Origin of the sequence: Mesorhizobium sp. B2-5-7, from assembly GCF_006440875.1 — a bacterium.
Taxonomy (GTDB): domain Bacteria; phylum Pseudomonadota; class Alphaproteobacteria; order Rhizobiales; family Rhizobiaceae; genus Mesorhizobium; species Mesorhizobium australicum.
The window spans coordinates 482675-508705 of the sequence record NZ_VFUO01000001.1 but is presented as its reverse complement, the minus strand read 5'-3'; the positions used below and the strand labels follow the sequence as shown (position 1 = coordinate 508705).

Annotated in this window: 25 protein-coding genes; 5 read left to right on the top strand and 20 right to left on the bottom strand. The window is 62.7% G+C overall.

Features of this window, described 5'->3' with window-relative positions:
- Positions 1-54: 54 nt before the first annotated feature.
- Both FJ543_RS02445 and FJ543_RS02440 read left to right on the top strand, forming a co-directional pair.
- The gene (locus tag FJ543_RS02445; protein ID WP_015317549.1) at positions 55-357 is read left to right on the top strand and encodes a type II toxin-antitoxin system ParD family antitoxin; all 303 of its coding nucleotides are present in this window, start codon (positions 55-57) and stop codon (positions 355-357) included.
- On the top strand, positions 329-655 hold the full coding sequence (locus FJ543_RS02440; protein WP_140873641.1) for a type II toxin-antitoxin system RelE/ParE family toxin: 327 nt from the start codon (positions 329-331) through the stop codon (positions 653-655). The genes FJ543_RS02445 and FJ543_RS02440 overlap by 29 nt, the downstream gene beginning before the upstream one ends.
- Positions 656-663: 8 nt before the next feature.
- Here the strand turns inward: FJ543_RS02440 and FJ543_RS02435 are convergent, their stop codons facing one another.
- The 6 genes from FJ543_RS02435 to yajC all read right to left on the bottom strand — a co-directional run bounded on the left by FJ543_RS02435 (position 664) and on the right by yajC (position 6345).
- Complete coding sequence (locus FJ543_RS02435) at positions 664-1614, bottom strand: sterol desaturase family protein (RefSeq protein WP_181173902.1); 951 nt, start codon at positions 1612-1614, stop codon at positions 664-666.
- Complete coding sequence (locus FJ543_RS02430; protein WP_140873637.1) at positions 1614-2048, bottom strand: hypothetical protein; 435 nt, start codon at positions 2046-2048, stop codon at positions 1614-1616. Before FJ543_RS02430 ends, FJ543_RS02435 begins: the two co-directional genes overlap by 1 nt.
- Before the next feature lie 84 nt (positions 2049-2132).
- Complete coding sequence (locus FJ543_RS02425) at positions 2133-2981, bottom strand: phytoene/squalene synthase family protein (protein WP_181173901.1); 849 nt, start codon at positions 2979-2981, stop codon at positions 2133-2135.
- A gap of 1 nt (position 2982) precedes the next feature.
- Complete coding sequence (locus tag FJ543_RS02420) at positions 2983-3375, bottom strand: Mth938-like domain-containing protein (protein WP_015317544.1); 393 nt, start codon at positions 3373-3375, stop codon at positions 2983-2985.
- A gap of 27 nt (positions 3376-3402) precedes the next feature.
- Positions 3403-5952 (bottom strand): protein translocase subunit SecDF, encoded by a 2550-nt coding sequence (gene secDF / locus FJ543_RS02415; RefSeq protein ID WP_140873635.1) that lies wholly within the window; start codon positions 5950-5952, stop codon positions 3403-3405.
- Between the two features lie 51 nt (positions 5953-6003).
- Positions 6004-6345 (bottom strand): preprotein translocase subunit YajC, encoded by a 342-nt coding sequence (gene yajC / locus FJ543_RS02410; RefSeq protein ID WP_010909882.1) that lies wholly within the window; start codon positions 6343-6345, stop codon positions 6004-6006.
- Positions 6346-6636: 291 nt separating this feature from the next.
- On the opposite strand from yajC, the gene FJ543_RS02405 reads away from it, so the two are divergent.
- On the top strand, positions 6637-7512 hold the full coding sequence (locus FJ543_RS02405; protein ID WP_140873633.1) for an ATP-binding protein: 876 nt from the start codon (positions 6637-6639) through the stop codon (positions 7510-7512).
- A 39-nt stretch (positions 7513-7551) separates the two neighbouring features.
- Here FJ543_RS02405 and FJ543_RS02400 read toward each other — a convergent pair whose 3' ends face one another.
- On the bottom strand, positions 7552-8370 hold the full coding sequence (locus tag FJ543_RS02400) for an AraC family transcriptional regulator (RefSeq protein ID WP_140873631.1): 819 nt from the start codon (positions 8368-8370) through the stop codon (positions 7552-7554).
- A gap of 115 nt (positions 8371-8485) precedes the next feature.
- On the opposite strand from FJ543_RS02400, the gene FJ543_RS02395 reads away from it, so the two are divergent.
- The gene (locus FJ543_RS02395; RefSeq protein ID WP_140874442.1) at positions 8486-9382 is read left to right on the top strand and encodes an NAD-dependent epimerase/dehydratase family protein; all 897 of its coding nucleotides are present in this window, start codon (positions 8486-8488) and stop codon (positions 9380-9382) included.
- 103 nt (positions 9383-9485) lie between these two features.
- Here the strand turns inward: FJ543_RS02395 and FJ543_RS02390 are convergent, their stop codons facing one another.
- The 13 genes from FJ543_RS02390 to FJ543_RS02330 form a co-directional block, all read right to left on the bottom strand.
- Positions 9486-11018 (bottom strand): peptidoglycan DD-metalloendopeptidase family protein, encoded by a 1533-nt coding sequence (locus tag FJ543_RS02390; RefSeq protein ID WP_140873629.1) that lies wholly within the window; start codon positions 11016-11018, stop codon positions 9486-9488.
- A 164-nt stretch (positions 11019-11182) separates the two neighbouring features.
- Positions 11183-11842 (bottom strand): protein-L-isoaspartate(D-aspartate) O-methyltransferase, encoded by a 660-nt coding sequence (locus tag FJ543_RS02385; RefSeq protein ID WP_140873627.1) that lies wholly within the window; start codon positions 11840-11842, stop codon positions 11183-11185.
- Positions 11839-12597, bottom strand: a complete 759-nt coding sequence (gene surE / locus FJ543_RS02380; RefSeq protein WP_140873625.1) for a 5'/3'-nucleotidase SurE — start codon at positions 12595-12597, stop codon at positions 11839-11841. Before surE ends, FJ543_RS02385 begins: the two co-directional genes overlap by 4 nt.
- Positions 12597-13901, bottom strand: coding sequence for a serine--tRNA ligase (gene serS, locus FJ543_RS02375; protein ID WP_140873623.1), 1305 nt, complete (start codon positions 13899-13901; stop codon positions 12597-12599). Before serS ends, surE begins: the two co-directional genes overlap by 1 nt.
- Positions 13902-14003: 102 nt before the next feature.
- On the bottom strand, positions 14004-14879 hold the full coding sequence (tatC, locus tag FJ543_RS02370) for a twin-arginine translocase subunit TatC (protein ID WP_140873621.1): 876 nt from the start codon (positions 14877-14879) through the stop codon (positions 14004-14006).
- Entirely contained in the window at positions 14876-15649 is a 774-nt protein-coding gene (gene tatB, locus FJ543_RS02365; RefSeq protein WP_140873619.1) for a Sec-independent protein translocase protein TatB, read from the bottom strand. The genes tatC and tatB overlap by 4 nt, the downstream gene beginning before the upstream one ends.
- Positions 15650-15678: 29 nt before the next feature.
- On the bottom strand, positions 15679-15900 hold the full coding sequence (locus FJ543_RS02360; protein WP_015317533.1) for a twin-arginine translocase TatA/TatE family subunit: 222 nt from the start codon (positions 15898-15900) through the stop codon (positions 15679-15681).
- 180 nt (positions 15901-16080) lie between these two features.
- Positions 16081-16845, bottom strand: a complete 765-nt coding sequence (gene scpB / locus FJ543_RS02355) for an SMC-Scp complex subunit ScpB (RefSeq protein WP_140873617.1) — start codon at positions 16843-16845, stop codon at positions 16081-16083.
- Positions 16842-17642, bottom strand: a complete 801-nt coding sequence (locus tag FJ543_RS02350) for a ScpA family protein (protein ID WP_140874440.1) — start codon at positions 17640-17642, stop codon at positions 16842-16844. The genes scpB and FJ543_RS02350 overlap by 4 nt, the downstream gene beginning before the upstream one ends.
- Before the next feature lie 62 nt (positions 17643-17704).
- On the bottom strand, positions 17705-18724 hold the full coding sequence (gene nagZ, locus FJ543_RS02345; protein ID WP_140716626.1) for a beta-N-acetylhexosaminidase: 1020 nt from the start codon (positions 18722-18724) through the stop codon (positions 17705-17707).
- Positions 18725-18972: 248 nt separating this feature from the next.
- The gene (locus tag FJ543_RS02340; protein WP_140873615.1) at positions 18973-22464 is read right to left on the bottom strand and encodes an SPOR domain-containing protein; all 3492 of its coding nucleotides are present in this window, start codon (positions 22462-22464) and stop codon (positions 18973-18975) included.
- Positions 22465-22567: 103 nt separating this feature from the next.
- Positions 22568-24325, bottom strand: coding sequence for an arginine--tRNA ligase (gene argS, locus FJ543_RS02335; protein WP_015317528.1), 1758 nt, complete (start codon positions 24323-24325; stop codon positions 22568-22570).
- Positions 24326-24385: 60 nt separating this feature from the next.
- Positions 24386-25600, bottom strand: coding sequence for a deoxyguanosinetriphosphate triphosphohydrolase (locus FJ543_RS02330; RefSeq protein WP_015317527.1), 1215 nt, complete (start codon positions 25598-25600; stop codon positions 24386-24388).
- A 76-nt stretch (positions 25601-25676) separates the two neighbouring features.
- Between FJ543_RS02330 and erpA the strand changes: the two genes are divergently transcribed.
- Positions 25677-26024 (top strand): iron-sulfur cluster insertion protein ErpA, encoded by a 348-nt coding sequence (gene erpA, locus FJ543_RS02325; RefSeq protein ID WP_140661113.1) that lies wholly within the window; start codon positions 25677-25679, stop codon positions 26022-26024.
- The last annotated feature ends 7 nt before the right edge of the window (positions 26025-26031 follow it).

The window sequence follows — 26031 nt, the reverse complement described above, 5'->3', positions numbered from 1 at the left end:
ACGCTCGGCGTAAAGTAGGATACTATCCTACTTTACGCCGAGCGGAGCCGTTCCATGGAAGCAGCCGAGAAACTATCCGTCACCGTCACACCCGCGATGGCACGCATGATCCGCGAAAGAGTCGAGGACGGTTCGTTCGGCTCGGCCAGCGAGGTTATCCGCGCAGCTCTTCGCGCTTTCCAACGCGAAGAAGAGGAACACGCGGAGCGCATGGCCTCGATCAGGGCGCGTGTGAAGGCGTCGATCGAGGATACGAGACCCGCCGTTCCGCTCAATGAGGCAATCGACAGAGTAAAGAACCGCATTTCGCAACTGGCGCGAGACAATGATGATTCAGCGTCTCGCCGTCGTTCTTAGCGAAGGAGCTATATCCGACCTTGAGGCTATCGCCGCCTATGTGCTTGAGAGCAGCGGAAGCGAAAGCATCACCAACGGTTTCGTCGACCGGATCAAGGAACGCTGCCTGGGCGTTGTAAACGTCCCTCGTGGCGGTCGCCCGCGTGATGACATCGCGCCGGGACTGAGGACGGTTCCTTTCGAACACTCCGCTGTTATAGCCTACGTGGTCGAAAGCGATGTCGTTCACATCGTCAACATCTTCTACGGCGGCCCCGACTACGAAGCGCTGATGCGCGATAGCGACAAGCCCTCTTGATCGGACAGCTACTCGGCCGGCTCGGCGGTCGCTGACGGCAAGCCTGGCTTGCCCGCCTCCGCAGGATTTCTCCTGACATAAGCAGCCTTCAGCGTCTCCGAAGTTTCGCGTGAGCCGTCATGGCTCCAGCCTGGCGGCTTGATCAGGTAGTTCACGCGCTCGCGCGGCGTCAGACCGGGTGCGAACGCATCCGTGAACATGCCGATCCATTCGTGAAATGCCACCTTCAGCGGGTTGAAAGTGCCGAGATTTTTCACGATGCCGTAGCGCGGCCGGTCCTCTTCCAACTCCTCGACGAAGGTGCCGAACATGCGGTCCCATATGATCAGCGTGCCCGCATAGTTGGCGTCGAGATAGCGCGGGTTGGTGGCGTGGTGGACGCGGTGGTGCGAGGGCGTGTTGAAGATGAACTCGAACCAGTTCCACATCTTGCCGATCGTCTCGGTGTGGATCCAGAACTGCCAGACCAGGTTGAAACCGAAGGTGAAGGCAATCACCGCCGGATGGAAGCCGAGCAGCACCAGCGGCGCCTGCAGCACGAACATGAAGGTGAACAGGCCGGTCCAGCTTTGCCTGAGCGCCGTCGACAAATTGTAGTGCTGGCTGGAATGGTGGTTGACGTGCTCCGCCCACACCCAGCGCACCCGGTGCGCGATGCGGTGGTAGACGTAGTAGCGCAGATCATCGAGAAGGAAGGCCGCCAGGAACACCCAAACCGACAGGCCGAGATTGAAGACTCGGAACTGCCATAGCCACAACAGCGCCCAGTAGGACACGACGCCGAGCAGCAGCCCGGCGACGACGTTGCCGGTGCCCATCATCAGGCTGGTCAGCGTGTCGCGGGTCTCGAACGAGCCCTTGGCGCGACCGGTCCGCACCAGCCAGAGCTCGATCAGGATCGCGGCGACGAAAAACGGAATGGCCAGTTGGGTGACCTGCGGAAACTCATAGCTGTCCATCACGCTGCCTCCTTCGGGGAACTCGTGTCTCGCGGCCCAAGAGCGTTCAGCAAGGCCTGCACGTCGGCGGCGTTGGCGAAGCGGAAGCGGCCGCCCTTCCAGGTGAAGTCCGTCAGCCGCAGCTGGATCGTGTCCGTCTCGTCGGCATGGGACACAACGACGTCCCGAGGCGTCACGACGCGGGTCAGAAAGCAGTCGCCGATACCGTGGACGATGCCCGTGCGGCCATGGCCAAGATCGAGAAAAGCGGACCGGCTGTCCGCGGTTAGTCGAACCGCGGTCGCGATCTCGTCGGGAAAGTCCTGTGCGAAACGGCCCGCGGCTTGATCCGCGCCGGTCAGAGTGACCATATTGCTGCCGCCGGTGAAATGCACGGCGGCTACCGACAGCGCGATGCCCAGAACGACGATCACGACCAGCACGGGCAAGCTCATGAACGGGAATCTCCTCCGGGCCAGCCTGTCGTCTTAGGCGACAGTTCTCGGCAGGCGGACTTCTTAACACGATTGACGTTTACGTCAATGTGTCGGCCAGCCCTTGCCCGCATGGCGCAGCAACAGCCAGTGCCGGCGCAACGCCGACAGCTGTGCCACGCCCCCGAGCGGGGTCCGGCGCGAGCCTTCCATCTTGTCGAGATAAGCGCGTGACAGCGCCAGCGGCAGGAATGCCGGACGCAACGACCCCGGCAGCGCGGCAGCACCCCGTTCGAAGGCGGAAAGATGTTCGCGCGCCAGCGAGATCATCGCGGCCACGGCGCGCTGGGCACCAGGACCGCCATCGCCGGCAATAAATTCTTCCGGCGACGAGCCCGCCGCCGCCAGGATGTCAGCCGGGACAAAACACTGCCCGCGCCCGCGGTGCAGCGGCAACAGAAGCAAAAGGCCCGTCATTGCCTGCGCGCAGCCCGCCCTGCCGGCCAGTTCGGCGAACCTTGGCGCCTCGACAGGATCGAGCACCATTGCCGCAAGCTGGATCAGCGCGGCTGCCGTCTCGCCGCAATAGCCTTCCAGATCGGTGCGCGACGGCATCGGATCGTCGTAGAGATCGAAGATGCGTGCTTCGAGCATGTTCTCAAAGGCCAGTTTCGGCAGCTTGAACGCCGCAATGGTGGCGTTCAAGGCTTCGGCAACAGGATGGCCCGCGGCCGCCTCGCCGCCGGCGGCGATGACATCGCGCCACCATTGCAGCCGGACCTCCCCGGGCAAAGGCTCATGGATGCGGTCACGAATGCCTGATATCTCGGCATTGAATGCGTACAGCGAAAACAGCGGCTTGCGCTTGTCGGCCGGCGCGTAGAGCGCGGTGAGATACCGATCATGGTCGGCGACGCGCACCGCATCCATGACGATTTCAGTATTCTGCGACATATCAATCGACGGCGATGAGCGCGGCCGCCACGGCGCGGTTTTCAGCCAGAAGGACATTGTAGGTCCGCACTGCTGCCCCAGTCGACATCGGGTCGGACGCTATGCCGGCATCCTTCAGCGCGGCCCGCAGCGCCGCCGGCAACGGCCTGAGATCCCGACCCATGCCAACCAGCAGGATCTCGACCTTGTCGGCCTCGGCGAGCAGCCTGTCGAAATCCGCCACGGTCAACGCTTGGGGATTTGCCGGCTCCCAGCCATGGATGCCTGTAGGCAGGCACATGAGAGAGCCGCGATGCGACATGTCGGCAAAGCGGAAGCCGCCATTGCCATAGGCCTCGATCGGCGCGCGGCCGGGGAAATGCGCCTCGCGGATAATGATGCCTTTGCCGGCCATCACTCTATCACCCCTCGGGGCCGCGCGTCAGGTCGCGACGGCCTTGCCGCCGCTGACCGGCTTTTCCTCGTCGGCCGAAGCCTGCGGCCGCAGCTTGAACAGGATGAGCAACGGCGCCGCGATGAAGATCGACGAATACGTGCCGAACACGACGCCGAACAACATCGCCAGCGTGAAGGAGCGGATCACTTCGCCGCCGAACAGCACCAGCGCCAGCAGCGCCAAGCTGGTCGTCACGGACGTCAGCGTCGTTCTCGACAACGTCTCGTTGATGGCGTTGTTCAACAGCTGTGGCAACGGCATTCGCTTGTATTTTCGCAGATCCTCGCGGACGCGGTCATAGACCACGATCGTGTCGTTCAGCGAATAACCGATAATGGTCAGGATCGCCGCCAGTGACGACTGGTTGAACTCGAGCCCGGTGATGACGAAGAAACCGAGCGTCATGACCACATCGTGCACTGTCGCGACAATGGCGCCGACCGCGAACTGCCATTCGAAGCGGAACCAGACATAGATCAGGATGCCGGCCAGCGCGACGATCATGGCGATCGTGCCTTGCTTGGCCAGTTCGCCGGAAACCGTCGGGCCCACCACTTCGACGCGACGGAAATTATACTGATCCTGCAGCTCGCCGCGCACCTTGTCGATCACGGTCTGCTCGGCATTTTCACCGGCATCCTGCGTGCCGACGCGGATCAACACGTCGTTGGGTGCACCGAACTGCTGCACCTGCACTTCGCCGATGTTCAGTTCCGTCAATCGGCTACGGATGTCACCAATATTGGCATCGCCGCTCTTTGACTGCACCTCGATCAGGGAACCGCCCTTGAAGTCGATGCCATAATTGATGCCGACGCTCATGAACAACACGACGGACAGTATCGACAATGTGCTCGACAGCGCGAACGTCCACCGGCGAATACCCATGAACGGAATTTTCGTGCCGGGCGGAACGAAGGTCACCGGTGCGCGCGGCAGTTCCTTCGGACGTGCGCGGCGCAGCCAGATCGACACCAGCAGGCGGGTGAAGGTGAAAGCGGTGAAGACCGTGGTCAGGATGCCGATGGCATAGGTGATGGCAAAGCCCTTCACGGGTCCGGTACCGAGATAGAACAGCACCACTGTCGCAATCAGCGAGGTGACATTGGAATCGACGATGGTCGCCAGCGCCTTCGAGAAGCCGGTGTCGATCGCCTGGATCACCGAGCGACCGGCGCGTCGCTCCTCGCGGATACGCTCGTAGATCAGCACGTTGGAATCGACCGCCATGCCGATGGTCAGCACGATACCGGCAATACCGGGCAAGGTCAGCGTCGCGCCGAGCAGCGACAGCAGCCCGACGATCATCGCCACGTGGACCGCCAGCGCGATATTGGCGAGGAAGCCGAGGAAACCGTAGGCGACGAACATGAATGCCACGACGAGGATCGAACCGATGATGCCCGCGACCTTGCCCGCATGGATCGAATCCTGGCCCAGGCCCGGACCCACGGTACGCTCCTCGATGACCGTCAATGTCGCGGGCAGCGCGCCGGCGCGCAGCAGCACGGCGAGGTCATTGGCGCTTTGGGCTGTGAAATTGCCGGAAATCTGGCCGGTGCCGCCAAGGATCGGTTCACGGATCTGCGGCGCCGAAATCACCTGGTTGTCGAGGATGATGGCGAACAGCTTGCCGACGTTCTGCGCGGTGGCCTGGCCGAAGCGGGCGGCACCCTTGGAATCGAAGCGGAACGAAACCACCGGCTCGTTGTTCTGCGAATTGTACGTCGCCTGTGCGTCGACGAGGTTTTCACCCGACACGATAACGCGGTTCTCGATCAGGTACGGAACTGGCGGATCGTCCTGGGAATAGAGCACCGACGAACCGGCTGGCGGGCGCCCCTTGAGCGCGTCCTGCACCGGCATAGACTGGTCGACCATCTGGAAGGTCAGCTTCGCGGTCTGGCCGAGAATTTCCTTCAGCCGCTGCGGATCCTGCAGGCCAGGCACCTGGACGAGGATACGGTCCTCGCCTTGCCGCTGCACGATAGGCTCGGTCGTGCCGAGTTCGTTGACGCGGCGCTCGACCACCTCGATCGATTGTGCCAACGCGGTCGACGTGCGGTATTTGATGCCGGCGTCGGTGACGGTGAACTTAAGCAGGCCCGGCTCGGAATCATCGAGCGCCATTTCCTGGATGGAACCGCCGGTGAACAAGCCGGCGGCGACAGGATCGGTCAAACTCTTCAATGCCTTCTTGGCGGCATCGAGCTGGGCAGGATCGGTGATGCGGACCTGCAGGGTCTTGCCGGTGCCGGCAAGACCGGTATAGCCGATCTTGGCATCGCGCAGCAGTGTGCGGATTTCGTCGCGGGTCGTCTCCAACCGATCCTTGATCAGATCGTTCTGGTTCATCTCCAGCAGGATGTGCGAACCGCCCTGCAGGTCGAGGCCGAGCGTCATCTGCCGCTTCGGCACCCAACCGGGCAGCTGAGCCAGCGTGCTGGCGGGGAACAGGTTGGGCGCGGCGAGGATCACTGTGGCGGCCACGGCCAGCCAGATCAGGATCATCTTGAAGCGCGAGAAATAAAGCATAGGGCGTCGTCCGTCAGAGCGTGTCCGCGGATCGCTCCGCCTTGAATCTGGTTATTTCTTGGCGTTCTGGTTGGCGACCGGTTCGCCCTTGACTCGCACATCGGCGATCGTCGAGCGCAGCGCCGTCACCTTGGTGCCGCCGCCAAGATCGATCTCCAGCTCGTTGTCGTCGATCACCTTCGTCACCTTGCCGACAAAGCCGCCGCCGGTGACGACAGTGTCGCCGCGACGAACCGCCGCCAGCATCTCGCCGCGCTTCTTCAGCTGCGTGCGCTGCGGGCGGATGATCAGAAAATACATGATCACGAAAATCAGGACAAACGGCAAAATGCTGATGAACATATCGGGAGAGGCGCCGCCGATGCCTTGGGCGTATGCCGGTGTCACGAACATCGAGGTACTCCTGAATTTTGAAAAACAGCCACCAAACGATCAAGCGGGATTTGGCGGCCCCTAGAAATTTGGCCGGAATATAGTCGGTAAAGTTGTCAATGCAACTGCGCGGCCGGGCAAATCGGCTGCTTTTCCGGCCTGTTTAGCCGTGTTAGAGCAGGATCGCGAAAACCGCGAGCCGGTTTTCGGAAAAGATCACGCTCGAACAAATGGTTGCAACCGGTTTCGAAACCGCCGGAATCGAACCGGACCTACCTGCCACCGCAAAAACCGAAGCAAAAAAGACCCGACATGACCGATACCAGCATCGACGCCCTGAACCAGAAACTCGACCGCCTGATCGAGGCGGTCAGCCGCCTCGCGCCGCCGCCGGCGCCTGAAACCGACCTCAACGTGGCCGACTGCTTCGCCTGGCAGGCCGATCCCGGATATCTGGAGCCGGTGCGCAAGGTCAACCGCGTGGATATCGGCCTGATCCGCGGTGTCGACCGCGTCCGCGACATCCTCGTCGACAACACTGAGCGCTTCGCCGCCGGTTTCGCCGCCAACAACGTCCTGTTGTGGGGTGCCCGCGGCATGGGCAAATCGTCGCTGGTCAAAGCCGTACACGCGCGGATCAATGCCAAGGCGAAGCCCGGCCTGCCACTCAAGCTGATAGAAATCCACCGCGAGGACATCGACACGCTGCCGAAGCTGATGGGCCTGCTGAAGGCGGCCCCCTTCCGCGTCATCCTGTTTTGCGACGATCTGTCCTTTGACCATGACGATACGTCCTACAAGTCGCTCAAGGCAGCACTCGAAGGCGGCGTCGAGGGCCGTCCGGCCAACGTCATCTTCTACGCGACCTCGAACCGCCGCCACCTGTTGCCGCGCGACATGATCGACAATGAGCGCTCGACCGCCATCAACCCATCGGAAGCGGTCGAGGAAAAGGTCTCGCTATCCGACCGTTTCGGGCTGTGGCTCGGCTTCCATAAATGCTCGCAGGACGAATATCTCGACATGGTCAACGGCTATGCCAGCCATCATGGCCTCGACATCGACCCCGAGCAGTTGCGCGCCGAAGCGCTGGAATGGGCCACCACACGCGGCAGCCGCTCAGGCCGCGTCGCCTGGCAATTCACCCAGGATCTGGCCGGCAGGCTCGGCAAGCCATTGAAGGATTGAGGCGTTGGATCGCGTCGCCAACCCGATCAACCGACAGCGTCATTTGGGCGGCGTCCGTCGCAAATCGCGCGGCGTTTGACCGATCTCGCGGCGCATCCAATGCGCCAGGTGTGACTGGTGCGCGAAGCCCGTCATTTCAGCTACTTCGCTTGTGCTGAGGTCGCCTCGCTGCAGCAGAACGCGTGCGCGTTCAACGCGACGCCGTAACACATAGCGGTGCAAGGTGACGCCCGTCGCCACTTTGAACCATGTCCGCAAATGCGAGCTGCTCGCGCCGGCAACGCGGCTTAGTCGATGAATCGAAAGCGGCTCGTGAAGAGCCGCCTCGATGTGCTCCAGCACGCGTTTGAGCTGGGTATCCGACAACCGGTTCGTTCGACCGATATCAGGTTCACCAAGGCCAAGCAGCCTCACCGCCAGTGCGGCGCCAATGCTGTCGGCAAACAAAGGGCCGCTCGGCGAATCTGCATTCAGTTCGCTCCCGAGCGCCCGGGCGAGATGTTCGATGCGCTGGTCGCGAAGCAGGTGGCGCGTGTCGAGCCGCAATGCTTGCCCCTTGCCGCCAAGCTCCGCCACCACCCTTTCCATCAGCGCTGGCTGCAACGCAATCTCGATCGTGTCGAACGGGGTTTCGGCCTCGAAGCCGCCCTCCTGGCCGGCTGGCACCAGGTCGATATCCCCGGCGCGCCTGACGAAATATCGCCCAACCTGATCGCAGTAGGAGCGTGTCGCCGCGCTGGCATGCACCATGATGCGATGGTGTGGAGCCCGGGACAGGCGGTGGACTCCGGCTTCGATATGCCGGGAGGCCATTGTTACATCGGACACGGCTTGAGCCGGAGCGTATTGCGACTGCATGCTCTCTCTCGATTCATGGCAAAACCTGTCCGAGATTTGGCAATTCCCGCGCGATTTTCAATGCCGTCGACCTGTACTCACGCCTCTCCATCAAACTTGGACGAGAGGTTACACCATGAGTTTCTATGTTGTTGTCGGAGCGGGCCCGGTCGGTCGCGAAACCGCTCGCCTTCTTGGCGAGGAAGGACATGATGTCGTTCTCACCAGCCGAAGCGTCGGCTCCAACGCATTGCGGAACGTGCGGCCCATGCAGGCCGATGCTACCGATGCGTCGGAACTCGCGCGTGTCTGCCAAGGCGCCGATGCCATCTTCATGTGCGCCATGGCCACCTATCACAGGTGGCCAACCGATTTTTTCCCCATCATCGACGGCACCGTGCGCGCGGCCGAAGCGGTCGGCGCGAAACTCATCGTGTTGGGCAACCTCTATGGCTATGGGGAAAATGCCGATAGCCCGCTTCGTTCCGACCTGTCCCTGGATCCTACTTCGAAGAAGGGAACGGCCAGGGCGATCATGTGGCAGCGAGCCGCCCGTGCCGACGTGCCGGCAATCGAAGTGCGGTCCAGCGACTATCTCGGCCACGGCGCGATCAGCTACTTCTCGCTGGTCGCCCTGCCCTCCATCATCGAAGGGAAGCCTACCGCTTTCATTGGAAACCTCGATGCGACGCATGCCTGGGCCTTCACCAAGGACGTCGCCAGGACGCTGGTCGCGGCTTCCCGCTACACGGGCAAATGGGGACGGGCGTTTCACGTCCCCTCGCAATACGCCTCACCCCGGGAGCTCATCCAGAAAACCGCTGCGATGCTTCGACAGGAGGTTTCAGAAATCCGTTCTTATTCGATTGCCGAGATGGAAGCATTGGGTATGCATGAGCTCATCGAGATGAGCTATCTTTTCGAGAACCCCTTGCTGGTGGATTCTTCCGACGCCGGGGTGCTTCTCGGTATCAAGGCCAGCAGCCTTGAGGTCATGATCGCCGACACGCTGCGTGATCATCTCCGCGCTTGAGGGCCGGCCTTCGGCAGAACTGAAAAAGCCCGCTCCTTGCGGAACGGGCTGAGCCGGCGGGCTGGACTGGAGGTCAGGCGGCCCGCATATCGCTTTTTTTCTTCTATTCGAGATAGCCTGACGGATCGACCGGGGCGGAGTTCTTGCGCACTTCGAAGTGCAGCTTCGGCGAATCCGTCGTGCCGCTCATGCCCGAGAGCGCGATTTCCTGGCCGCGCTTGACCTTCTGGCCGCGCTGGACCTCGATCGAGCTGGCATGGCCATAGACGGTGACCAGGCCGTTCTCGTGGCGCACCAGCACCGTGTTGCCGAATTCCTTGAGGCCGTCGCCGGCATAAATGACGACGCCGTTCTCGGCCGCCTTGACCGGCGTGCCCGTGGGCACGGCGATATCGACGCCGTCCTTGCCGGATCCGAAACCGGAGATCACCCGGCCGCGCACCGGCCAGCGCATCTTGCCGATGCCGGTGGCATCGGGTGCCACCGCGTCGTCGTCCTCGGCCTGCTGGATGACCTTGGCGTCCTTCTTCGGCGGCGTGTAGGAGGCCAGCGTTTCCGAAGGCGTGGCCTTTGCCGGGGCTTGCGTTGTCGCGGTGGTCACCGGATCGACCTTGGCCGGCTTGGCGCTGGCGACTGTCGCCGTTCCGCCGCCCGGCACCTTCAAGGTCTGGCCGATTTTCAATATGCCGTCCTTCATGCCGTTGGCCTGCTTCAGCGCGACCACGCCGACGCCGGTCTTTCTGGCAATCGAGGACATCGTGTCACCCGACTGGACCGTATACGTACCGGCGGCGCCGGTTGCCTTGGCCATCTGCGCCGGCTTGGGTTCCTTGGGCTGGTTCGCCGTGGCCGACGCATCGACCTGGGCGGCGGACTTGCCCTCCTTCAGCTTAGGCTGCTGCGGCAGCACCGCCACCTTGTCCGGCGCGCTGGCCGGCAGGTCATGCTTGCCGTCCTTTGCCGGCTTTGCGTCGGCGACCTTCGGCTCGGCCTTGCTCGAATAGGCATAGGCCGGGATGACGATCTTCTGGCCGGTCTTCAGCCCCTTGGTCGGGCTCAGGCCATTCACCTTCATGATGACATCGGCCGGCACCTTGTAATGCGCCGCCAGGCCGGAAATGGTCTCGCCGTCCCTGACGGTGATTTCGGTCGCGTGCGGCGTGCCTGCCTGGGCCATCCTCGGCTCGTCGGGCTGGGCATTCTTGAAAGGCTTGGCGGCCGGCGCGACAGTGCCGGTCGTCGTCCTGTCGACATGAGGACCGGGCCGAACCAAGGCCGGCGCCGATGCGACACGCACCGGATTGGCGGCAGGCGCGAGCGCTGGAGCCGGCTGCGCTTGCGCGGAAGCCGGCGGCGGCAAAGGCCGGCTCGAAACCGGATCGAGGCTGGAACGGCTCACCGACTGCGTGTGGCTGCCATCAAGCGGAGCAGCCGAGACGTCGTCCGGATAAGGCTGCACCGCATCCTGCTTGTTGATGATGGCACGTTGATTGTTGGTCGAGGACGTGAAGACGTCGTCGACACTGTTGAACCGCGAAGCCTGGGAACTGCACCCGGCCGCCGCGCCTGCAATCATCAGAACAGCGCAGCCCCGCGCCAGATTGCGACTATTTGTCTTCAAAACACTGAGTTGCATCGCACTAACCCGCACAAACGCTGCACCAACTGGACAGGATTAAAGCGCGTTAATGTTACTGGCCGGTTAACCCATTAGAATCCGACGAAAATTTTCTTAAAACATTCGGGGATGATCAGCGGCACGATGGCGAGCCCGAAAGAGATCCGGCGGCCGGCCGGAAACTAGATAACCGCTGCAATGCTTCGCAGGATCGGCTGCAGCCGCACGAGGCCGATATCCTCGCGCTCGAAACGGCTGCCGACCTTGGTGAGCTTGGCCAGCACCTGCTCGCCCTCCTCCGGTCCGATCGGCGCGATGACGATGCCGCCGCTCGACAATTGGTCGAGCAGGAAGCGCGGCAAACTATCGAATGCAGCCCAGGCGACGATGCGGTCAAACGGCCCTTCATTGGGCAATCCGTTGGAACCATCGGCCTGCCGCACGATGGCATTGCCTATGCCGAGTGCCTCGAAACGCTGCCTGGCTTGCTCGACCAGCGTCTTGTACCGATCCACGGTCACGATCCGCGCCGCCAGCCGCGACATGACAGCCGATGTGTAGCCGGAACCGGTGCCGATCTCGAGCACGCGGTTTCCCGTTTCAATGGCCAATGCGGCGACCACCGCCGCCTGCAGATCCGCCCCTTCGATCGCTTCGCCGCATTCGATCGGCAGCATGCGGTCCGACCAGGCGATCTGATGGTATTGCGCTGCCAGGAAGCCGCGTCGCGGCGTCGCCTCGAAAGCCGCGATCAGCGCCTTCGGCACCGTTCCTCTGCCGCGCAGGCGCAGCAGGAAAGCGGCAAATCCTTCGCGATCATCGATTGGAAAGCCCTGATTCATGCAAGCGCCTTGCTCAGTTGGTCACGGATCTCATGCGCGGTAAGGTCAAGCTGCAGCGGCGTCACCGACACCAGCCTGTTGCGCAGGGCAAAGAGATCGGTGCCCTGCTTGCCTTCGACCGGCTCGCGGCCGAAGCGCAGCCAGTAATAAGGCAGGCCGCGCCCGTCGCGGCGCTCGTCGACCCACAGGCTATGCACCAGCTTGCCCTGCGTGGTGACCACCGTGCCGGCCACTTCCCCCGGAAGGCAGTTGGGAAAATTGACGTTGAGCAGGACGCCGTCCGGCAGCGGCGTCGCGACGAGCTTCTTCAGCAGTGCCGGCGCCAGCGCTTCGGTGGTCTCATAGGGGACGACGCGATCCTCGCCGACAGTGCTGTAGCCCTGGCTGAGCGCTATCGACCGGATACCGAGCAGCGCGCCTTCCATGGCGCCGGCGACGGTACCGGAATAGGTCACGTCGTCGGCGATGTTGGCGCCCGAATTGATGCCGGACAGGATCAGGTCGGGTGCACCAGGCAGGATCTTCTTGACGCCCATGATGACGCAATCGGTTGGCGTGCCGCGCACGGCAAAATGCCTTTCGCCGATTTTCCGCAACCGCAGCGGCTCCGAAATCGACAGCGAATGCGCATAGCCCGACTGGTCCTGTTCCGGCGCCACCACCCAGACATCGTCGGATAGGGTGCGGGCGACGCGCTCGAGCGACGCCAGGCCCTCGGCATGAATGCCGTCGTCATTGGTCAGAAGAATGCGCATTATTTCGATTCGATCTTTTCCAGCCCGCCCATGTAAGGCCGCAGCAATTCAGGAATGGTTACGCTGCCATCCTCATTCTGGTAGTTTTCGATGACAGCTATGAGCGCGCGGCCGACAGCGGTGCCCGAACCGTTCAGCGTATGGACGAAGCGGTTGCCCTTGCCATCCTTGTCCTTGTAACGGGCATCCATGCGGCGCGCCTGGAAATCGCCGCAGACAGAGCAGGACGAGATTTCGCGATAGGCGTTCTGGCCGGGCAGCCAGACCTCGATGTCATAGGTCTTGCGCGCGCCAAAACCCATGTCGCCGGTGCACAGCACCATGGTCCGGAACGGCAGCTCAAGCAGCTTCAAGACTTCCTCGGCGCATTGTGTCATCCGCTCATGCTCGGAGAGTGAGGATTCCTGGTCGGTGATCGAGACCAGCTCGACCTTGTAGAATTGATGCTGGCGCAGCATGCCGCGCGTATCGCGTCCCGCCGAGCCTGCCTCCGAACGAAAGCAGGGCGTCAGCGCCGTGAAGCGCAGTGGCAGCTTTTCATGCGCAGTGATTTCTTCGCGCACGAGGTTGGTGAGCGGCACCTCGGCGGTCGGGATCAGGCCAAGCCTGCCCTCCCCATGTGGTGTGAAGAACAGATCCTCCTCGAATTTCGGCAACTGGTTGGTGCCGAACAGAACGTCGTCCTTCACCATCAGCGGCGGGATCACTTCCTCATAGCCATGCTCCGTCGTGTGCAGGTCGAGCATGAACTGGCCGATGGCGCGTTCCATGCGCGCCAGGCCACTCCTGAGCACGGTGAAGCGCGAGCCCGACAGCTTTGCCGCGCGCTCGAAATCCATCATGCCCAGCGCTTCGCCGATCTCGAAATGCTCCTTCACCCAGTTGGGACGCGTCGGCACCTTGCCGACGATGTGCTTGACGACATTGTCATGCTCGTCCTTGCCGACCGGCACGTCGTCGAGCGGCACGTTGGGCAGCACCGCCAGCGCATCGTTCAGCGCCTTGTCGAGCTCGCGCTCGCGCGCCTCGCCGTTCTGGATGAAGGTCTTGATCTCGCCGACTTCGGCCTTGAGTTTCTCAGCAAGGGCGGCATCGCCCGAACGCATGGCGTTGCCGATCTCCTTCGAGGCGGCGTTGCGGCGCTCCTGCCTGGTCTGCAGCTCGGTAACATGTTCGCGCCGCGCCTCATCCTTGGCGATCAGCCCGTCGACCGTGGACCGCGCCTCATCCGCCGGCCACGAGCGCTTGGTGAGCGCCTCGACAAGAGCCTTCGGGTTGTCGCGAATCCATTTGATGTCAAGCATGGTTATCCGTCCTCAAGCTAGGTTTGAGGGGCGTAAACCGCATCCTTGATCGATGCAAGATGGGCCGGGCGGCGGTTGTCGTTTTCCGCCGCCGCCGATGCCTTACGAGGCCGCCGGCGCTGGCGGCTCGTCCGGGACCTTGTCGGCCACGGTCTCGCCGGCTTCCTGCTTCTCGCGCGCAAGCCGCTGTTTCTCCTGGTCGCGCTCGATCCACCGCGCGGCCCAGATGGAAACCTCGTAGAGAAGGATGGTCGGAATGGCCAAGCCGATCTGGCTCATCGGATCCGGAGGTGTCAGCACCGCGGCAACGATGAAGGCGATGACGATCGCCCATTTGCGTTTCTCGGCCAGCGCCTTGGACGACAGCATGCCGACGCGCGTCATCAGGCTGGTTACCACCGGCAGCTGGAACACCAGGCCGAAGGAGAAGATCAGCGTCATGATCAGGCTGAGATATTCCGACACTTTCGGCAGCAGCGAAATCTGTACCTGGTCGTCGGTGCCGACCTGCTGCATGGCGAGGAAGAACCACATCACCATCGGCGTGAAGAAGAAATAGACCAGCGAGGCGCCCATCAGGAACAGGATGGGTGATGCGATCAGGAACGGCAGGAAGGCATTGCGCTCGTTCTTGTAGAGGCCGGGCGCAATGAATTTGTAGATCTGCGTGGCGATCAGCGGAAAGGCGATGACCATGCCGCCGAACATGGCGAGCTTGACTTGCGTAAAGAAGAATTCCTGCGGCGCGGTATAGATCAGCTCGACCTTGTGCGGGTCGAGCCCTGCCCATTTCGTCGCCCATTTGAAGGGGACAACCAGAAGGTTGAACAGCCTCTTGGCAAAGAAGAAGCAAACCAGGAAGGCAACGAAGAAGCCACCGAGAGACCAGATCAGCCGTCTGCGCAGCTCGATCAGATGTTCCATCAGAGGCGCCGACGATTTTTCGATCTCGTCCTTTTCCTTGTCCGAAACGCTCACTTTGCGGCTCCAGCCGTCTTTTTGACTGCCGGCTTATTGGCCGGGGCAGCAGGTTTCGGTTCGGTTTTCGCGGACGCCTTGGCTACAGGCGCCTTGGCCACGGCAGGCTTCGTCACAGCCGCGGTTTCAGGCGCTGCGGCTGTCGTGGCCTTTGTCGACGCCTTGGGCGTGGGTGCGGTTTTTGCCACCCCCCCGGATAAGGCTTTTGCCGCCACCGCCTTCATGGATGTCGAGACCTTGGATGGCGCTTTTGCAGCCGGTACCGCCTTGGCGGTTTTCTTGGATGCCTTCGGTTCCGTGGAAGCCGCCACCACCGATTCATCGGTCATCGCTGGGAACATCGATGCTGGTGTCGTGACTTCCGGGCCATTGACGCCAGGCATGGTCGTTGCACCGTTCTTCAACGGCTCGGCCGCCTGTGGCGTCGCCGCGGCAGGGGCCGATGGATCGGCGGCGGCCGGCTTCGGCTTCATCGCCGCGTCGACGCCGGCGCGCACATCGGCTGCCGCCTGCTCGAACGGATTGAGCTGCTTCTTGATCTCGGCGACTGGGCTGAGACCCCGGAGTTCGTCGACCGACTTCTTGACGTCGTCGAGCTCGGCTTCCTTCAAGGCCTCGTTGAATTGCTTCTGGAAATCGGCGGCCATGGCGCGCAACTTCGCCGTCGTGCGGCCGAATGTGCGCAGCATGTTGGGCAAATCCTTCGGCCCGACGACCACGATCATGACGATCGCGATCACCAGCATTTCGGTCCAGCCGACTTCAAACATGGCAATCTGTTCCGACTAGAACTTTTGGCTCAGCTCTTGCTGGCCTTTTCCTTCGCGGCCGAAACGGTCTCATCGGCACGGTGTTCGACGGTGCGCTTGTCGTCGGCAACGTCGTCGTCGGCCATGCCCTTCTTGAAGCTCTTGATGCCCTTGGCCATGTCACCCATCAGCTCGGGAATCTTGCCGCGGCCGAACACCAGCAGCACGATCACCAGCACGATCATCCAGTGCCAAATCGAAAATGAACCCATAACCAAATCTCTCTCGAATGTTTTCCCTGGCGATGATCTATGCGTTTTCGCTTTGGGATTCAAACACAACCGCGACAGAGTTTATGAAAGGCCGACGGATGTCACGCATTTTCGGCGATGCGGCCCGCTACCAAACGGCGCATGTAAAGCCGGAAAGCAGCTTTTGAAAGGCGCTCGTGGTCAATCTTCCGTGACGCGCGGCGTCAGCAGACCGAGCTCCTCGAGGTCGATGTCGGTCAGCGGATCCTCTTCCTCGGTCAGCGCGTCGGGATCGGCCGGCGGTTGCGGGATGGAGAAATTCGACGGCATGCGGCCCGATAGCAGGCCGGCGCCCTTCAGTTCCTCCATGCCTGGAAGATCACGGATTTCCTCGAGTGCGAAATGGTCAAGGAAGGTTTCGGTGGTCCCATAGGTGACGGGGCGGCCGGGCGTTTTGCGGCGGCCGCGCATGCGCACCCATTCCGTTTCGAGCAGCGTGTCGAGCGTGCCCTTCGACGTCTCGACACCTCTGATGTCCTCGATCTCGGCGCGCGTCACCGGCTGGTGGTAGGCTATGATCGCCAGCACCTCGAGCGCCGCTCGTGACAGCTTGCGCTGCTGCACCGTATCGCGGCTCATCAGGAAGGCCAGGTCGCCGGCGGTTCGGAAGGCCCAGGCATCGCCGACCCGCACCAGATTGACGCCGCGCCGGGCGTAGATCTGCTGCAGCTCCCTCATGGCTAGCGCGACATTGATGCCATCGGGAAGGCGTGCGGCAAGCTGCTTTTCGCTGACGGGTTCGGCGCTGGCGAACACGATCGCCTCCGCCATGCGCACGGCTTCCGCCATATGCAGACGCTCGGCCGGGTTCTGCACCTGCTCGGCCACATCCTCGGAGAACAACTCCTGCCCAGGCTCGTCCTCGACCTTGAACGGGATAACCGAAGCGTTGGCGCGTTCGCTCATGTTGCCACCTCGACTGCCTTGATTGCTTGCGTGCGGCCGCGCAAATAGATCGGGGCAAATGTCTGATCCTGCCGCACGTCCATCGTGCCGTCGCGCACCAGTTCCAACGTTGCCGCGAAGGAACTGGCGATCGCCGTGCGCCTTTCCTCGGGGCTGGTCATGTACACGATCAGGAAACTTTCCAGTGTCGTCCAGTCGCTTACAGCCCCGACAAGGCGGGTCAGGATGTCGCGCGCGTCCTTGAGCGACCAGACACCGCGCCTGGCGATCGTCACGTTGTTGATCGCCTGCTTCTGCCGCTGCTGGGCATAGGCCGTCAGCAAGTCGTAGAGCGACGCCGAATAGGCGTTGCGCTTCTCGATGATCACCATTTCCGGCATGCCGCGCGCGAACACGTCGCGACCGAGCCGGTTGCGGTTGACCAGACGCGCAGACGCGTCGCGCATGGCTTCGAGCCGCTTCAGCCGGAACTGCAGCACCGCCGCCAGTTCCTCACCGCTTTCGCCCTCCTCGCCCGGCTGCTTGGGAATCAGCAGCTTCGACTTGAGGAAGGCCAGCCAAGCCGCCATCACCAGATAGTCGGCGGCAAGTTCGAGCCGCAGCGCCCTCGCCGTCTCGACAAAGGTCAGATATTGCTCGACCAGTGCCAGGATCGAAATGCGCGCCAGATCGACCTTCTGGGTACGGGCAAGATGCAGGAGAAGGTCGAGCGGGCCCTCGAAGCCGGCCACGTCGACCACCAGCGACGGATCGCCGGTGACGCGTGAATCGTCATTCTCGGCCCACAGGCGATCCATCGGTGCGGCCTTCGGAGCCTTGCTTTCCAATGCTTCCGCCACTGCCCTGTCACTTCCCTTGGCTATGCCACCGCGTCGAAATAGGTGGCGAATTCAGCGCGTATCTCGGTTTCTTCTACCGTGTCGCTTTTCTTTATATAGGTCATTGCCCGCTTGGCGCGCTCCAGCGACTTGCCTTCAAGCCCTTTGGTGCGCGATGCGATCCCCGCCATCTCCTCGAAAACGCCGTTGCAGTGAAGGACCAGATCACAGCCGGCCGCAAGGATCGAGGCGGCCTTTGTCGGGAAATCCCCAGAAAGTGCCTTCATCGAGGTGTCGTCGCTCATCAAGAGCCCGTCGAAGCCGATCTCGCGGCGGATGATCTCGTCGATGACCTTGCCGGAAGTCGTCGCCGGATTCTTGGGATCGATGGCGCTGTAGACGACATGCGCGGTCATCGCCATCGGCAGATGGTTGAGTTCGCGGAACGGGGCAAAGTCGTGCCGTTGCAGATCGCTGAGCGAGGCGTCGACGACAGGCAGCTCGAAATGCGTGTCGGCAAACGCCCGGCCGTGCCCCGGAACATGCTTCATCACGGGCAGCACGCCGCCCGCCATCAGGCCTTCGGCCGCGGCGCGGCCGAGTTCGATGACCGGACGCGGATCCTTGCCATAGGCGCGCGCGCCGATGACATCGCTGGCCCCTTCGATCGGGACGTCGAGCACCGGCAGGCAATCCGCCGATATACCATAGCGCAGGAGGTCGAAGGCATGCAGCCGCGCCATCAGCCAGGCGGCGCGCACGCCAGCGTCGTGATCGTCGCGCCAAAGCGCCCCCAGCGCGCCACCGGCCGGATAGTTCGGCGCCAGCGGCGGTCGCAGGCGCTGCACCCTGCCGCCTTCCTGGTCGATGAACACCAGCGCGTCCGGGCGCCCGATGCAATCGCGCATCTCGGCGACGAGATCGCGGATCTGCTCGGCCTCGCCGATGTTGCGGGCGAACAGGATGAAGGCCCACGGGCACTCATTGCGATAGAAACGGATCTCTTCGCGGGTGAGCGTTTTCCCGGCACAGCCGAGGATCATGGATTTTGATTCGGTCATTTCAGGAGTCTAGGGCTTCGCGCGGTCAAAGGGAATCATCCCTGACCGCATAGGACGGGCTGCAAAACAGGCTTCCACATGAAAAAGTCGGCGCGGCCTTGGGCCGCGCCGACTTTGAGAGATTGGATCAACGTCTAGAGCATGATGCCGAAAAGTGTGAAGCTGTTTTCGGACGACATCATGCTCTATCTCTTTGACTTAGAGACGGATTCAGATTTCAGGTCGACTCGACCTGAAATCATCCGGCTCTAGCGCGATACGAAGCAGTTGCCGCCCGCGGTCTTGTAGCTGGTGCACAAATTGATCGCATCGTTGCGCGACTGAGCCGGAACGCGCACGCGGTAGAACGTGCCCTTGCCGGCGATCTCGGCCTTGACGATGTTGGCCGTGCGGCCGGAGAGCACGCTGCCGTAGCGGCGCTGCAGGTCCTGGTAGGTCGACTGGGCACTCTCTACCGTCGGCTGAGAAGCGATCTGCATCGACCACGAACCGCTGCCGGTCGCGGTCGAGGCGGGATCGATGGAAGCGACCTGATCTGGCTTGACCTCGCCGACCACGTCGACCGGCTGGTCGGACGGACGCTGCGGCGCGATCGCAACCTTGGCCGGCGTGTTGGCCGACTGCGCCTTGGCAGGCTTGGCCGCGGGCTTCAGAGCCGGCTCATCGTCGGCCTGCGCGGCGGCGGGCGCCACGGTTCCAGTCTGGTCGGTGCCAGTCTGGGCGGTACCGGTCTGGGCGGCGCCAGTCTGGGCGGCGCCAGTCTGGTCGGCCCCAGTCTGGTCGGCCCCAGTCTGGTCGGCATTGGCCAGCGCGGCAGGCGCCACATGCTGTGGTGCCGGATCGGTCGGCTCCGCCGCGGCGACCTGGGGTGTCGCCGGTGCCGGATCCTCACGCGCCACCAGCGAGCCGTCGGACTTGACCACCATGGTCCTGACCTTGCGCGGCGCAACGGCAACGACATCGTTGCTGGTGCCCTTGTCGGCTTCCTGCAGGACCTGCGCGATGCGATCCTCCGACTTCGGCGTGGGCGCCGCTATGTTGGCGGGGGCCGCACCAGCGGTCGAGACGTCGCCTGCGCCATCCGTGCCGGCGGCGGCGTTATGGTCGGGAGAAAGATCGACGGCGCGGGCCGGGTCCTTCGCCTGCACGTCCACCGGCTCCTCGGCGTTGGTGACGAGCTTCTGCTGGACCGGCTCGGCCGGCTTCGCGCCCTTGACCACCGCGTCATAGACCTTGTTGTCCTGGTTCGGCACCACGGTGCCGCCCGGATTTTCCGGCTTGATCTTGATCGGTGAATTATCGGCCTTGACGATCACCGGAGCCTCACTGCCGCCCTTGCCGCCGAAAGACAGCGCAAAGGCGCCAAGACCGCCCGCGACCGCCACGGCACCGACAATCGCCGCGATGAAGAGGCCGCGCCGGCCGGACGACCGGGCGGCTTCCCGCTCGCCGAGACCCGGAACCGACATCGCTTCGTCCAGTTCGGGATCGTAGTCGAGTTCATCGACGGTGAAATCGTCCGCCTGCGAGATCGGCTGGCTGCCGGGCAGATCATCGAAGCCTTCAGCAGCATCGGCATAGGTCGAGGCCGCCGCCGCCGCGCGGGCAGGCATTTCCGCCGGCCGTGCCGCATAGGTCCGCGCTTCCGGCTGATAGGCCGGCCTGGATTCTTCACCCGGATTGACCGCGTCATATCCCGGATTGGCGTTGCCATATCCCGGATTGGCGTTGCCATATCCCGGATTGACCGCGTCATATCCCGGATTGGCGTCGCCATATCCCGGATTGGCCGCGCCGTATCCCGGATTGAACCCGGCATTGTAGGATTCGTCCGCATAGGCGGCGCTAGTGGCAGAAGCAGGCGCGACCTCCACCGAATTCATTTCAGTCAGAAGGCTGGCGAATTCGGCGTCGAGATCGTCATAACCGGATGCTACCGGCTCATCGTCCTCGAAATGCAACTCTGGAATGTCGAGATCGTCGGCCAGCGCCACGACGCGCTCCGGCACATCGACCGTCTCGACATCGGGCATCTCTTCATAACGCGAGGACTGCTGCGCCTGCGGTGCCGATGGAGCCACGTAGGGAGCGGCTGCAACCGGCTCGGCCGGCCGGTAGGACGGCACGGCGGCCGTTTCCGGTGCTGCCGTCCAGGCCGCCATCGAGGCGGCAGACTGCGCGGCAAATGCCGGCTGTTGGGGAACCGGTGTCACGCGGCTCCACGAACGGGCCGGCTCCGACGGCGCGGGGCGTTCCGCCAGCCAATCGAGCGAATCGGCTTGATCCTGCAGGGAAGCTGTTTCCTCATGCGGGTCAACGCCCTCGGCCCGGGTGGCGTCGAAGGCGCCATTGTCGAAATCGACCTCGCCCTGCTCAGCGGTCTCCGAGCCGAAATCATGGTCCTGAAGCTCGTCGAGCAGCAGGTCGTCGAGGTCAACGTCGGCGGCCTGGTCGGAACCGGACTGATGCACATCCTGGGACGCTGCTTCATCGAGATCCCAGTCGAGATCACCAACAAGATCGACAGGTTCCTCCGCGGCCTTTGCAGTCGAGACGAGTGGCGGCTGAACAGGCGCGGCGGCCGGCTGGGGCACGACCGGCTGAGCCATGGCCGGCTCCCTGGCCGACGGCAGCGTGCGCGCGGTCATGGCGCCAAGAAGCGCGTTCAACTCGTCTTCGAGGCTTCGTTCGTCCGTGATGGGCGCCTGCACTGGGGGCGCGATGGCTGCCGCCATCGGCTGCGCGGGAGCCGCGGCAATTTCGGCGGCTGGCTCTTCGGCGGGCTCGGCAAACGCCTCGTCCAAATCCAGGTCGAAAGCGTCATCCGAAATGGCTTCAGCGCCTGGAACCTCGTCCTTCGTGCCGATGACATCGGCAAGCAACTCATGTGCTCGCGGCTCCTCAAAAGCTTGTGGCTCATCGGCCTGAACGTCAAAATCCACGTCGACATCGGCCATGGCATCGTCGAACTGACCAACGAAATCCTCGCCGGAGATCGACTGGGTCTCATCCGCGGTGGCCGGCGCCGGCTCTGGATATTCGGCAGCAGCCACTTGGCGCTGATCCGCCGAATGGTCGTCGAGCATCAGCTCGTCCTCGAGCGAGATCGCAACGGCATCGTCGAATTCTTGATCGGAAGCCGGCTCGGCCGTTGCCGCCACTTCTGCAACCGGCGTTTCAACGGCATACCGGGGCTCGGCGGCCTCGTCCTCGATATGGAAATCCCGGTCGAGGGAAGCGGCAAGCTCGTCTTCCATCGGCAGATCGTCGTCGAAGGCCGAAACGTCTTCGAGCGAGCTGGCCACGGTAGTGTCGAAATCGATGTCGACGGCAGGCTCGACGGACGGCACAGCTTCCGCGGCGCCGGCATGGCTGGCGGCCACCGTCCGGTCATCGACCTCAGCCATGTCCAGGTGAAAATCGTCATCAAGCGACAGCGCGAGATCGTCATCCGACACATCGATTGCCACCGGCTCGAATGCCGGCTCATGAGCCTCGACAAGCGGAGCGGCGACGCTGTCGACAGCGTCGAATTCGCCCATCAGTTCCTTCTCGAGATCGATGTCGAAATCGCCCTCTTCCGCAGCCTGATCGGCGACCATGGCTTTCGGCTCGGCCGGCGCATGCGGCTTGACCGGCTGGCGGGGGTCGAATCCCATGATCCTGGTCAGTTCCGCGAACGGATCATCGGCGGCGATGTCGTTGTTGTCGGCTACTCTCAGCTGGGTTCTGTCTGCCATTATTGTTCCCGAACTCGCACTCATTCGGACGCCATGGACGTCGCGCAGGGTTGGCCCTTACCAGCGCAATGTGGGCAAAAGGTGACAGGTTTTTTAGTCAAACCTAACGCATTTCGGTGGGCGCGGCGGCCCCGATCAACGTCAGGCCGGACGTCAGAACATCCGAAACAGCCTGCACCAGCCCTAGTCTGGCATGCGTCAATTGTCGGTCGTTAACCTTAACAAAACGTAAGTCCGGATTATCCGTACCCCGGTTCCAGTGTCCATGGAAACTGGAAGCCAGATCATAAAGATAAAATGCCAGCCGATGCGGCTCGAGCGCAAGAGCGGCGGACTCGATCAGGCGCGGATATTCCGCAAGCTTTCTAATCAAGCCGATTTCACCTTCGTCGGTCAACGACGTTGACGCTGCCGCCAGGCTGTTGCGGTCGAAATTCGCCTCGCCCAATTGTTCGCTCGCCTGCCGGAACACCGAATGGCAGCGCGCCGAGGCGTACTGCACGTAAAACACCGGATTGTCCTTGGACTGTTCGGTCACCTTGGCGAAATCGAAATCGAGCGGCGCATCGTTCTTGCGATAAAGCATCATGAAGCGGATCGGATCGCGTCCGACTTCTTCCACCACCTCGCGCAGCGTCACGAAGTCACCGGACCGCTTCGACATCCGCACCGGCTCGCCATCGCGAAACAGCTTCACGAGATTGCACAGCAGAACGGTGAGCTTGACGTCGTCGCCGGCAATGGCCCGTGCCAGGGCTTCCAGGCGCTTGACGTAGCCGCCATGGTCGGCGCCGAGAACATAGATCAGGTCGACGAAGCCGCGGTCGACCTTGTCCTTGAGATAAGCCACGTCGGCCGCGAAATAGGTGAACGAGCCGTCGGACTTGACCAGCGCCCGATCCATGTCGTCGCCGACGGCGGTCGAACGGAACAGCGTCTGTTCGCGGTCTTCCCAGTCGTCCGGCTTCTCGCCCTTGGGCGGCGGCAGCTTGCCCTTGTAGATATGGCCCTTCAGCGTCAGGTCGTTGATCGCCGAGCGGATCTTCCTGGCATTGTCGGCATGCAGCGTGCGTTCGGAGAAGAACACGTCGTGATGCACGTTGAGCAGTGCAAGGTCCTCGCGGATCATCACCATCATCGCATCTATGGTGCGATCCTTGACGATGGCCAATGCCTCGTCATCAGGCATCTGCAGCAAGGAACGGCCAAACTCCCTGACCAGAGCCTCGCCGACGGAGACCAGATAGTCGCCGGGATAAAGTCCTGCCGGAATCTCACCAACATCGTCGCCAAGCGCCTCGCGATAGCGCAACATCGCCGAGCGCCCTAGCACGTCGATCTGCGAGCCGGCGTCGTTGATGACATATTCCTTGGTCACGTCGTAACCGGCGAACGCCATCAGGTTGGCGAGCGCATCCCCGACGACGGCGCCCCGGCAATGGCCGACATGCATCGGCCCGGTCGGATTGGCCGAGACATATTCGACATTGGTTTTGCGGCCGGCGCCGATCGTCGAGCGGCCGTAGTTGGGACCCTCGCCCAAAAGCGCCGATAGATGCGCCTGCCAGAAACCGTCCTGGAGCCTGAGATTGACGAAGCCGGGACCGGCGACCTCGGCGGCGGCGACATCCTGGTCGGCCCGCAGGGCGTCCGCCAATCTCTCGGCCAGCGCGCGCGGGTTCTGTCCGGTTGGCTTGGCCAGCACCATCGCCGCATTGGTCGCGAGATCGCCATGGCTGGCGTCGCGCGGCGGCTCGACGGCGATGCGCGACAGATCAGGCGAAACGCCGTCCTGGTCCTTCAGGTCTAGCGCTTCGACAGCCTTTGTGACTCGCGCGGTGAAATCGGCGAAGATGTTCATGGTGTATGCTCGGTGGCTTTATGACGAATCCGGCCCTTTGGCCGGCAAATCGAGCCCGCCCTAGCTCAAATCCGGGGTGCGGTCAAACAAACGCCTGTGTTCCTTGAGCGCGTAGGTGTCGGTCATGCCGGCCAGGAAATCGGCGACGCTGCGCGCTTTGATGCGATCCTCGGCGCGGTCCAGCCCTTCGCGCCAGCCGTCCGGCATGGCGCGCGGGTTGGCGAAATAGACGTCGAACAGGTCCCGGACGATCTGCTCGGCGTCCGCACGCACCCGCATGACCTCCTCGTGCCGGTAGAGGTGCTTGTAGAGGAAGGCCTTCAGTTCCTTCTCGGCTTCCGCCATCTCGATCGAAAATGTTACCATCGTTTCGCCCGCGGCCCTGACCGCGTCAGCGCTCAGCGGCCTGATCCGCTCCAGATTGGCGGTGGTCGACTTGATCACATCCTCGACCATGGCCGTGATCTGGCGCCGCATCAATTCGTGGCCGGTGCGCACGTCATCAAGCCTGGGATAGCGCTCGCGCACAGCTTTCAGGATCGTTCCAGGCAGCGAAACGGCCTTCAGCATGTCAAGCGTCAGCAGCCCTGACCTCAGCCCATCATCGATATCATGCGTGTTGTAGGCAATGTCGTCGGCAATCGCCGCGCACTGCGCTTCGATGCCGGCGAACCGGTCTAGCTCGAGATCCTGTAGTTGCGAGTAGTCGCGGATCGCCTGCGGTACCGGCCCTTTCAGGCCTTGGCCGCTACTGTCGGTGAGCGGACCATTGTGCTTGACCAGGCCTTCCAGCGTTTCCCAGCTCAGATTGAGCCCGTCAAATTCAGCGTAGCGCGCCTCCAGCCTGGTCACGATGCGCAGCGATTGTGCGTTGTGGTCGAAGCCGCCCCACGCCGCCATCTTTTCGTTCAGCGCGTCCTCGCCTGTGTGGCCAAAAGGCGTGTGGCCGAAATCATGCACCAGCGCCACCGCTTCGGCGAGATCCTCGTCGCCGCGCAGCGCCCGGGCCAAGGCACGTGCGATCTGCGCCACCTCGATCGAATGGGTCAGCCTTGTGCGGTAGTGGTCGCCTTCGTGCGCGATGAAGACCTGCGTCTTGTGCTTGAGCCGCCGAAACGCCGTCGAATGGATGATCCGGTCGCGGTCACGCTGGAACGGTGTGCGGGTCGGACTTTCCACCTCGTCGAACAGACGGCCCCGCGAACGTGCGGGATCCGTGGCGTAGGCCGCGCGCGGCCGATAGCCAAAACCGATGTCGCCAAGCTCATTTGTCATGGCTGATGCTGCCGCAGTTGACTTGCCCCGTCGCGCTTCATACCTATCATGTGAAACCGAAAGCAAGGTGACGCCCATGGGCGCGGATGCCAAGACTGCCATGAAAGTCGATATGACCGAGGCCGCGGCCAAGCGGATCGCCAGGATTGTTTCGGCCGAAGCCGGCAAGACGGCGCTGCGTGTGTCCGTCGAAGGTGGCGGCTGCTCCGGCTTTTCCTACAAATTCGATCTGGTCGACACACGCAATGACGACGACGTCGCCATCGAGAAGGATGGCGCCACGGTGCTGATCGACGACATGTCGCTGGTCTATATGGGTGGCTCGGTGATCGATTTCGTCGACGATCTGATGGGACAGTCGTTCCAGATCAGGAACCCGAATGCGGTCGCCTCCTGCGGCTGCGGCACCAGCTTCTCCATCTAGGACCGAG

Bases quoted from the DNA above. Each gene is read 5' to 3' on its own strand.
- FJ543_RS02445 (WP_015317549.1), top strand. From the start codon at position 55: ATGGAAGCAGCCGAGAAACTATCCGTCACCGTCACACCCGCGATGGCA.
- FJ543_RS02440 (WP_140873641.1), top strand. From the start codon at position 329: ATGATTCAGCGTCTCGCCGTCGTTCTTAGCGAAGGAGCTATATCCGAC.
- FJ543_RS02435 (WP_181173902.1), bottom strand. From the start codon at position 1,614: ATGGACAGCTATGAGTTTCCGCAGGTCACCCAACTGGCCATTCCGTTT.
- FJ543_RS02430 (WP_140873637.1), bottom strand. From the start codon at position 2,048: ATGAGCTTGCCCGTGCTGGTCGTGATCGTCGTTCTGGGCATCGCGCTG.
- FJ543_RS02425 (WP_181173901.1), bottom strand. From the start codon at position 2,981: ATGTCGCAGAATACTGAAATCGTCATGGATGCGGTGCGCGTCGCCGAC.
- FJ543_RS02420 (WP_015317544.1), bottom strand. From the start codon at position 3,375: ATGGCCGGCAAAGGCATCATTATCCGCGAGGCGCATTTCCCCGGCCGC.
- secDF (WP_140873635.1), bottom strand. From the start codon at position 5,952: ATGCTTTATTTCTCGCGCTTCAAGATGATCCTGATCTGGCTGGCCGTG.
- yajC (WP_010909882.1), bottom strand. From the start codon at position 6,345: ATGTTCGTGACACCGGCATACGCCCAAGGCATCGGCGGCGCCTCTCCC.
- FJ543_RS02405 (WP_140873633.1), top strand. From the start codon at position 6,637: ATGACCGATACCAGCATCGACGCCCTGAACCAGAAACTCGACCGCCTG.
- FJ543_RS02400 (WP_140873631.1), bottom strand. From the start codon at position 8,370: ATGCAGTCGCAATACGCTCCGGCTCAAGCCGTGTCCGATGTAACAATG.
- FJ543_RS02395 (WP_140874442.1), top strand. From the start codon at position 8,486: ATGAGTTTCTATGTTGTTGTCGGAGCGGGCCCGGTCGGTCGCGAAACC.
- FJ543_RS02390 (WP_140873629.1), bottom strand. From the start codon at position 11,018: ATGCAACTCAGTGTTTTGAAGACAAATAGTCGCAATCTGGCGCGGGGC.
- FJ543_RS02385 (WP_140873627.1), bottom strand. From the start codon at position 11,842: ATGAATCAGGGCTTTCCAATCGATGATCGCGAAGGATTTGCCGCTTTC.
- surE (WP_140873625.1), bottom strand. From the start codon at position 12,597: ATGCGCATTCTTCTGACCAATGACGACGGCATTCATGCCGAGGGCCTG.
- serS (WP_140873623.1), bottom strand. From the start codon at position 13,901: ATGCTTGACATCAAATGGATTCGCGACAACCCGAAGGCTCTTGTCGAG.
- tatB (WP_140873619.1), bottom strand. From the start codon at position 15,649: ATGTTTGAAGTCGGCTGGACCGAAATGCTGGTGATCGCGATCGTCATG.
- FJ543_RS02360 (WP_015317533.1), bottom strand. From the start codon at position 15,900: ATGGGTTCATTTTCGATTTGGCACTGGATGATCGTGCTGGTGATCGTG.
- scpB (WP_140873617.1), bottom strand. From the start codon at position 16,845: ATGAGCGAACGCGCCAACGCTTCGGTTATCCCGTTCAAGGTCGAGGAC.
- FJ543_RS02350 (WP_140874440.1), bottom strand. From the start codon at position 17,642: ATGGATCGCCTGTGGGCCGAGAATGACGATTCACGCGTCACCGGCGAT.
- nagZ (WP_140716626.1), bottom strand. From the start codon at position 18,724: ATGACCGAATCAAAATCCATGATCCTCGGCTGTGCCGGGAAAACGCTC.
- FJ543_RS02340 (WP_140873615.1), bottom strand. From the start codon at position 22,464: ATGGCAGACAGAACCCAGCTGAGAGTAGCCGACAACAACGACATCGCC.
- argS (WP_015317528.1), bottom strand. From the start codon at position 24,325: ATGAACATCTTCGCCGATTTCACCGCGCGAGTCACAAAGGCTGTCGAA.
- FJ543_RS02330 (WP_015317527.1), bottom strand. From the start codon at position 25,600: ATGACAAATGAGCTTGGCGACATCGGTTTTGGCTATCGGCCGCGCGCG.
- erpA (WP_140661113.1), top strand. From the start codon at position 25,677: ATGGGCGCGGATGCCAAGACTGCCATGAAAGTCGATATGACCGAGGCC.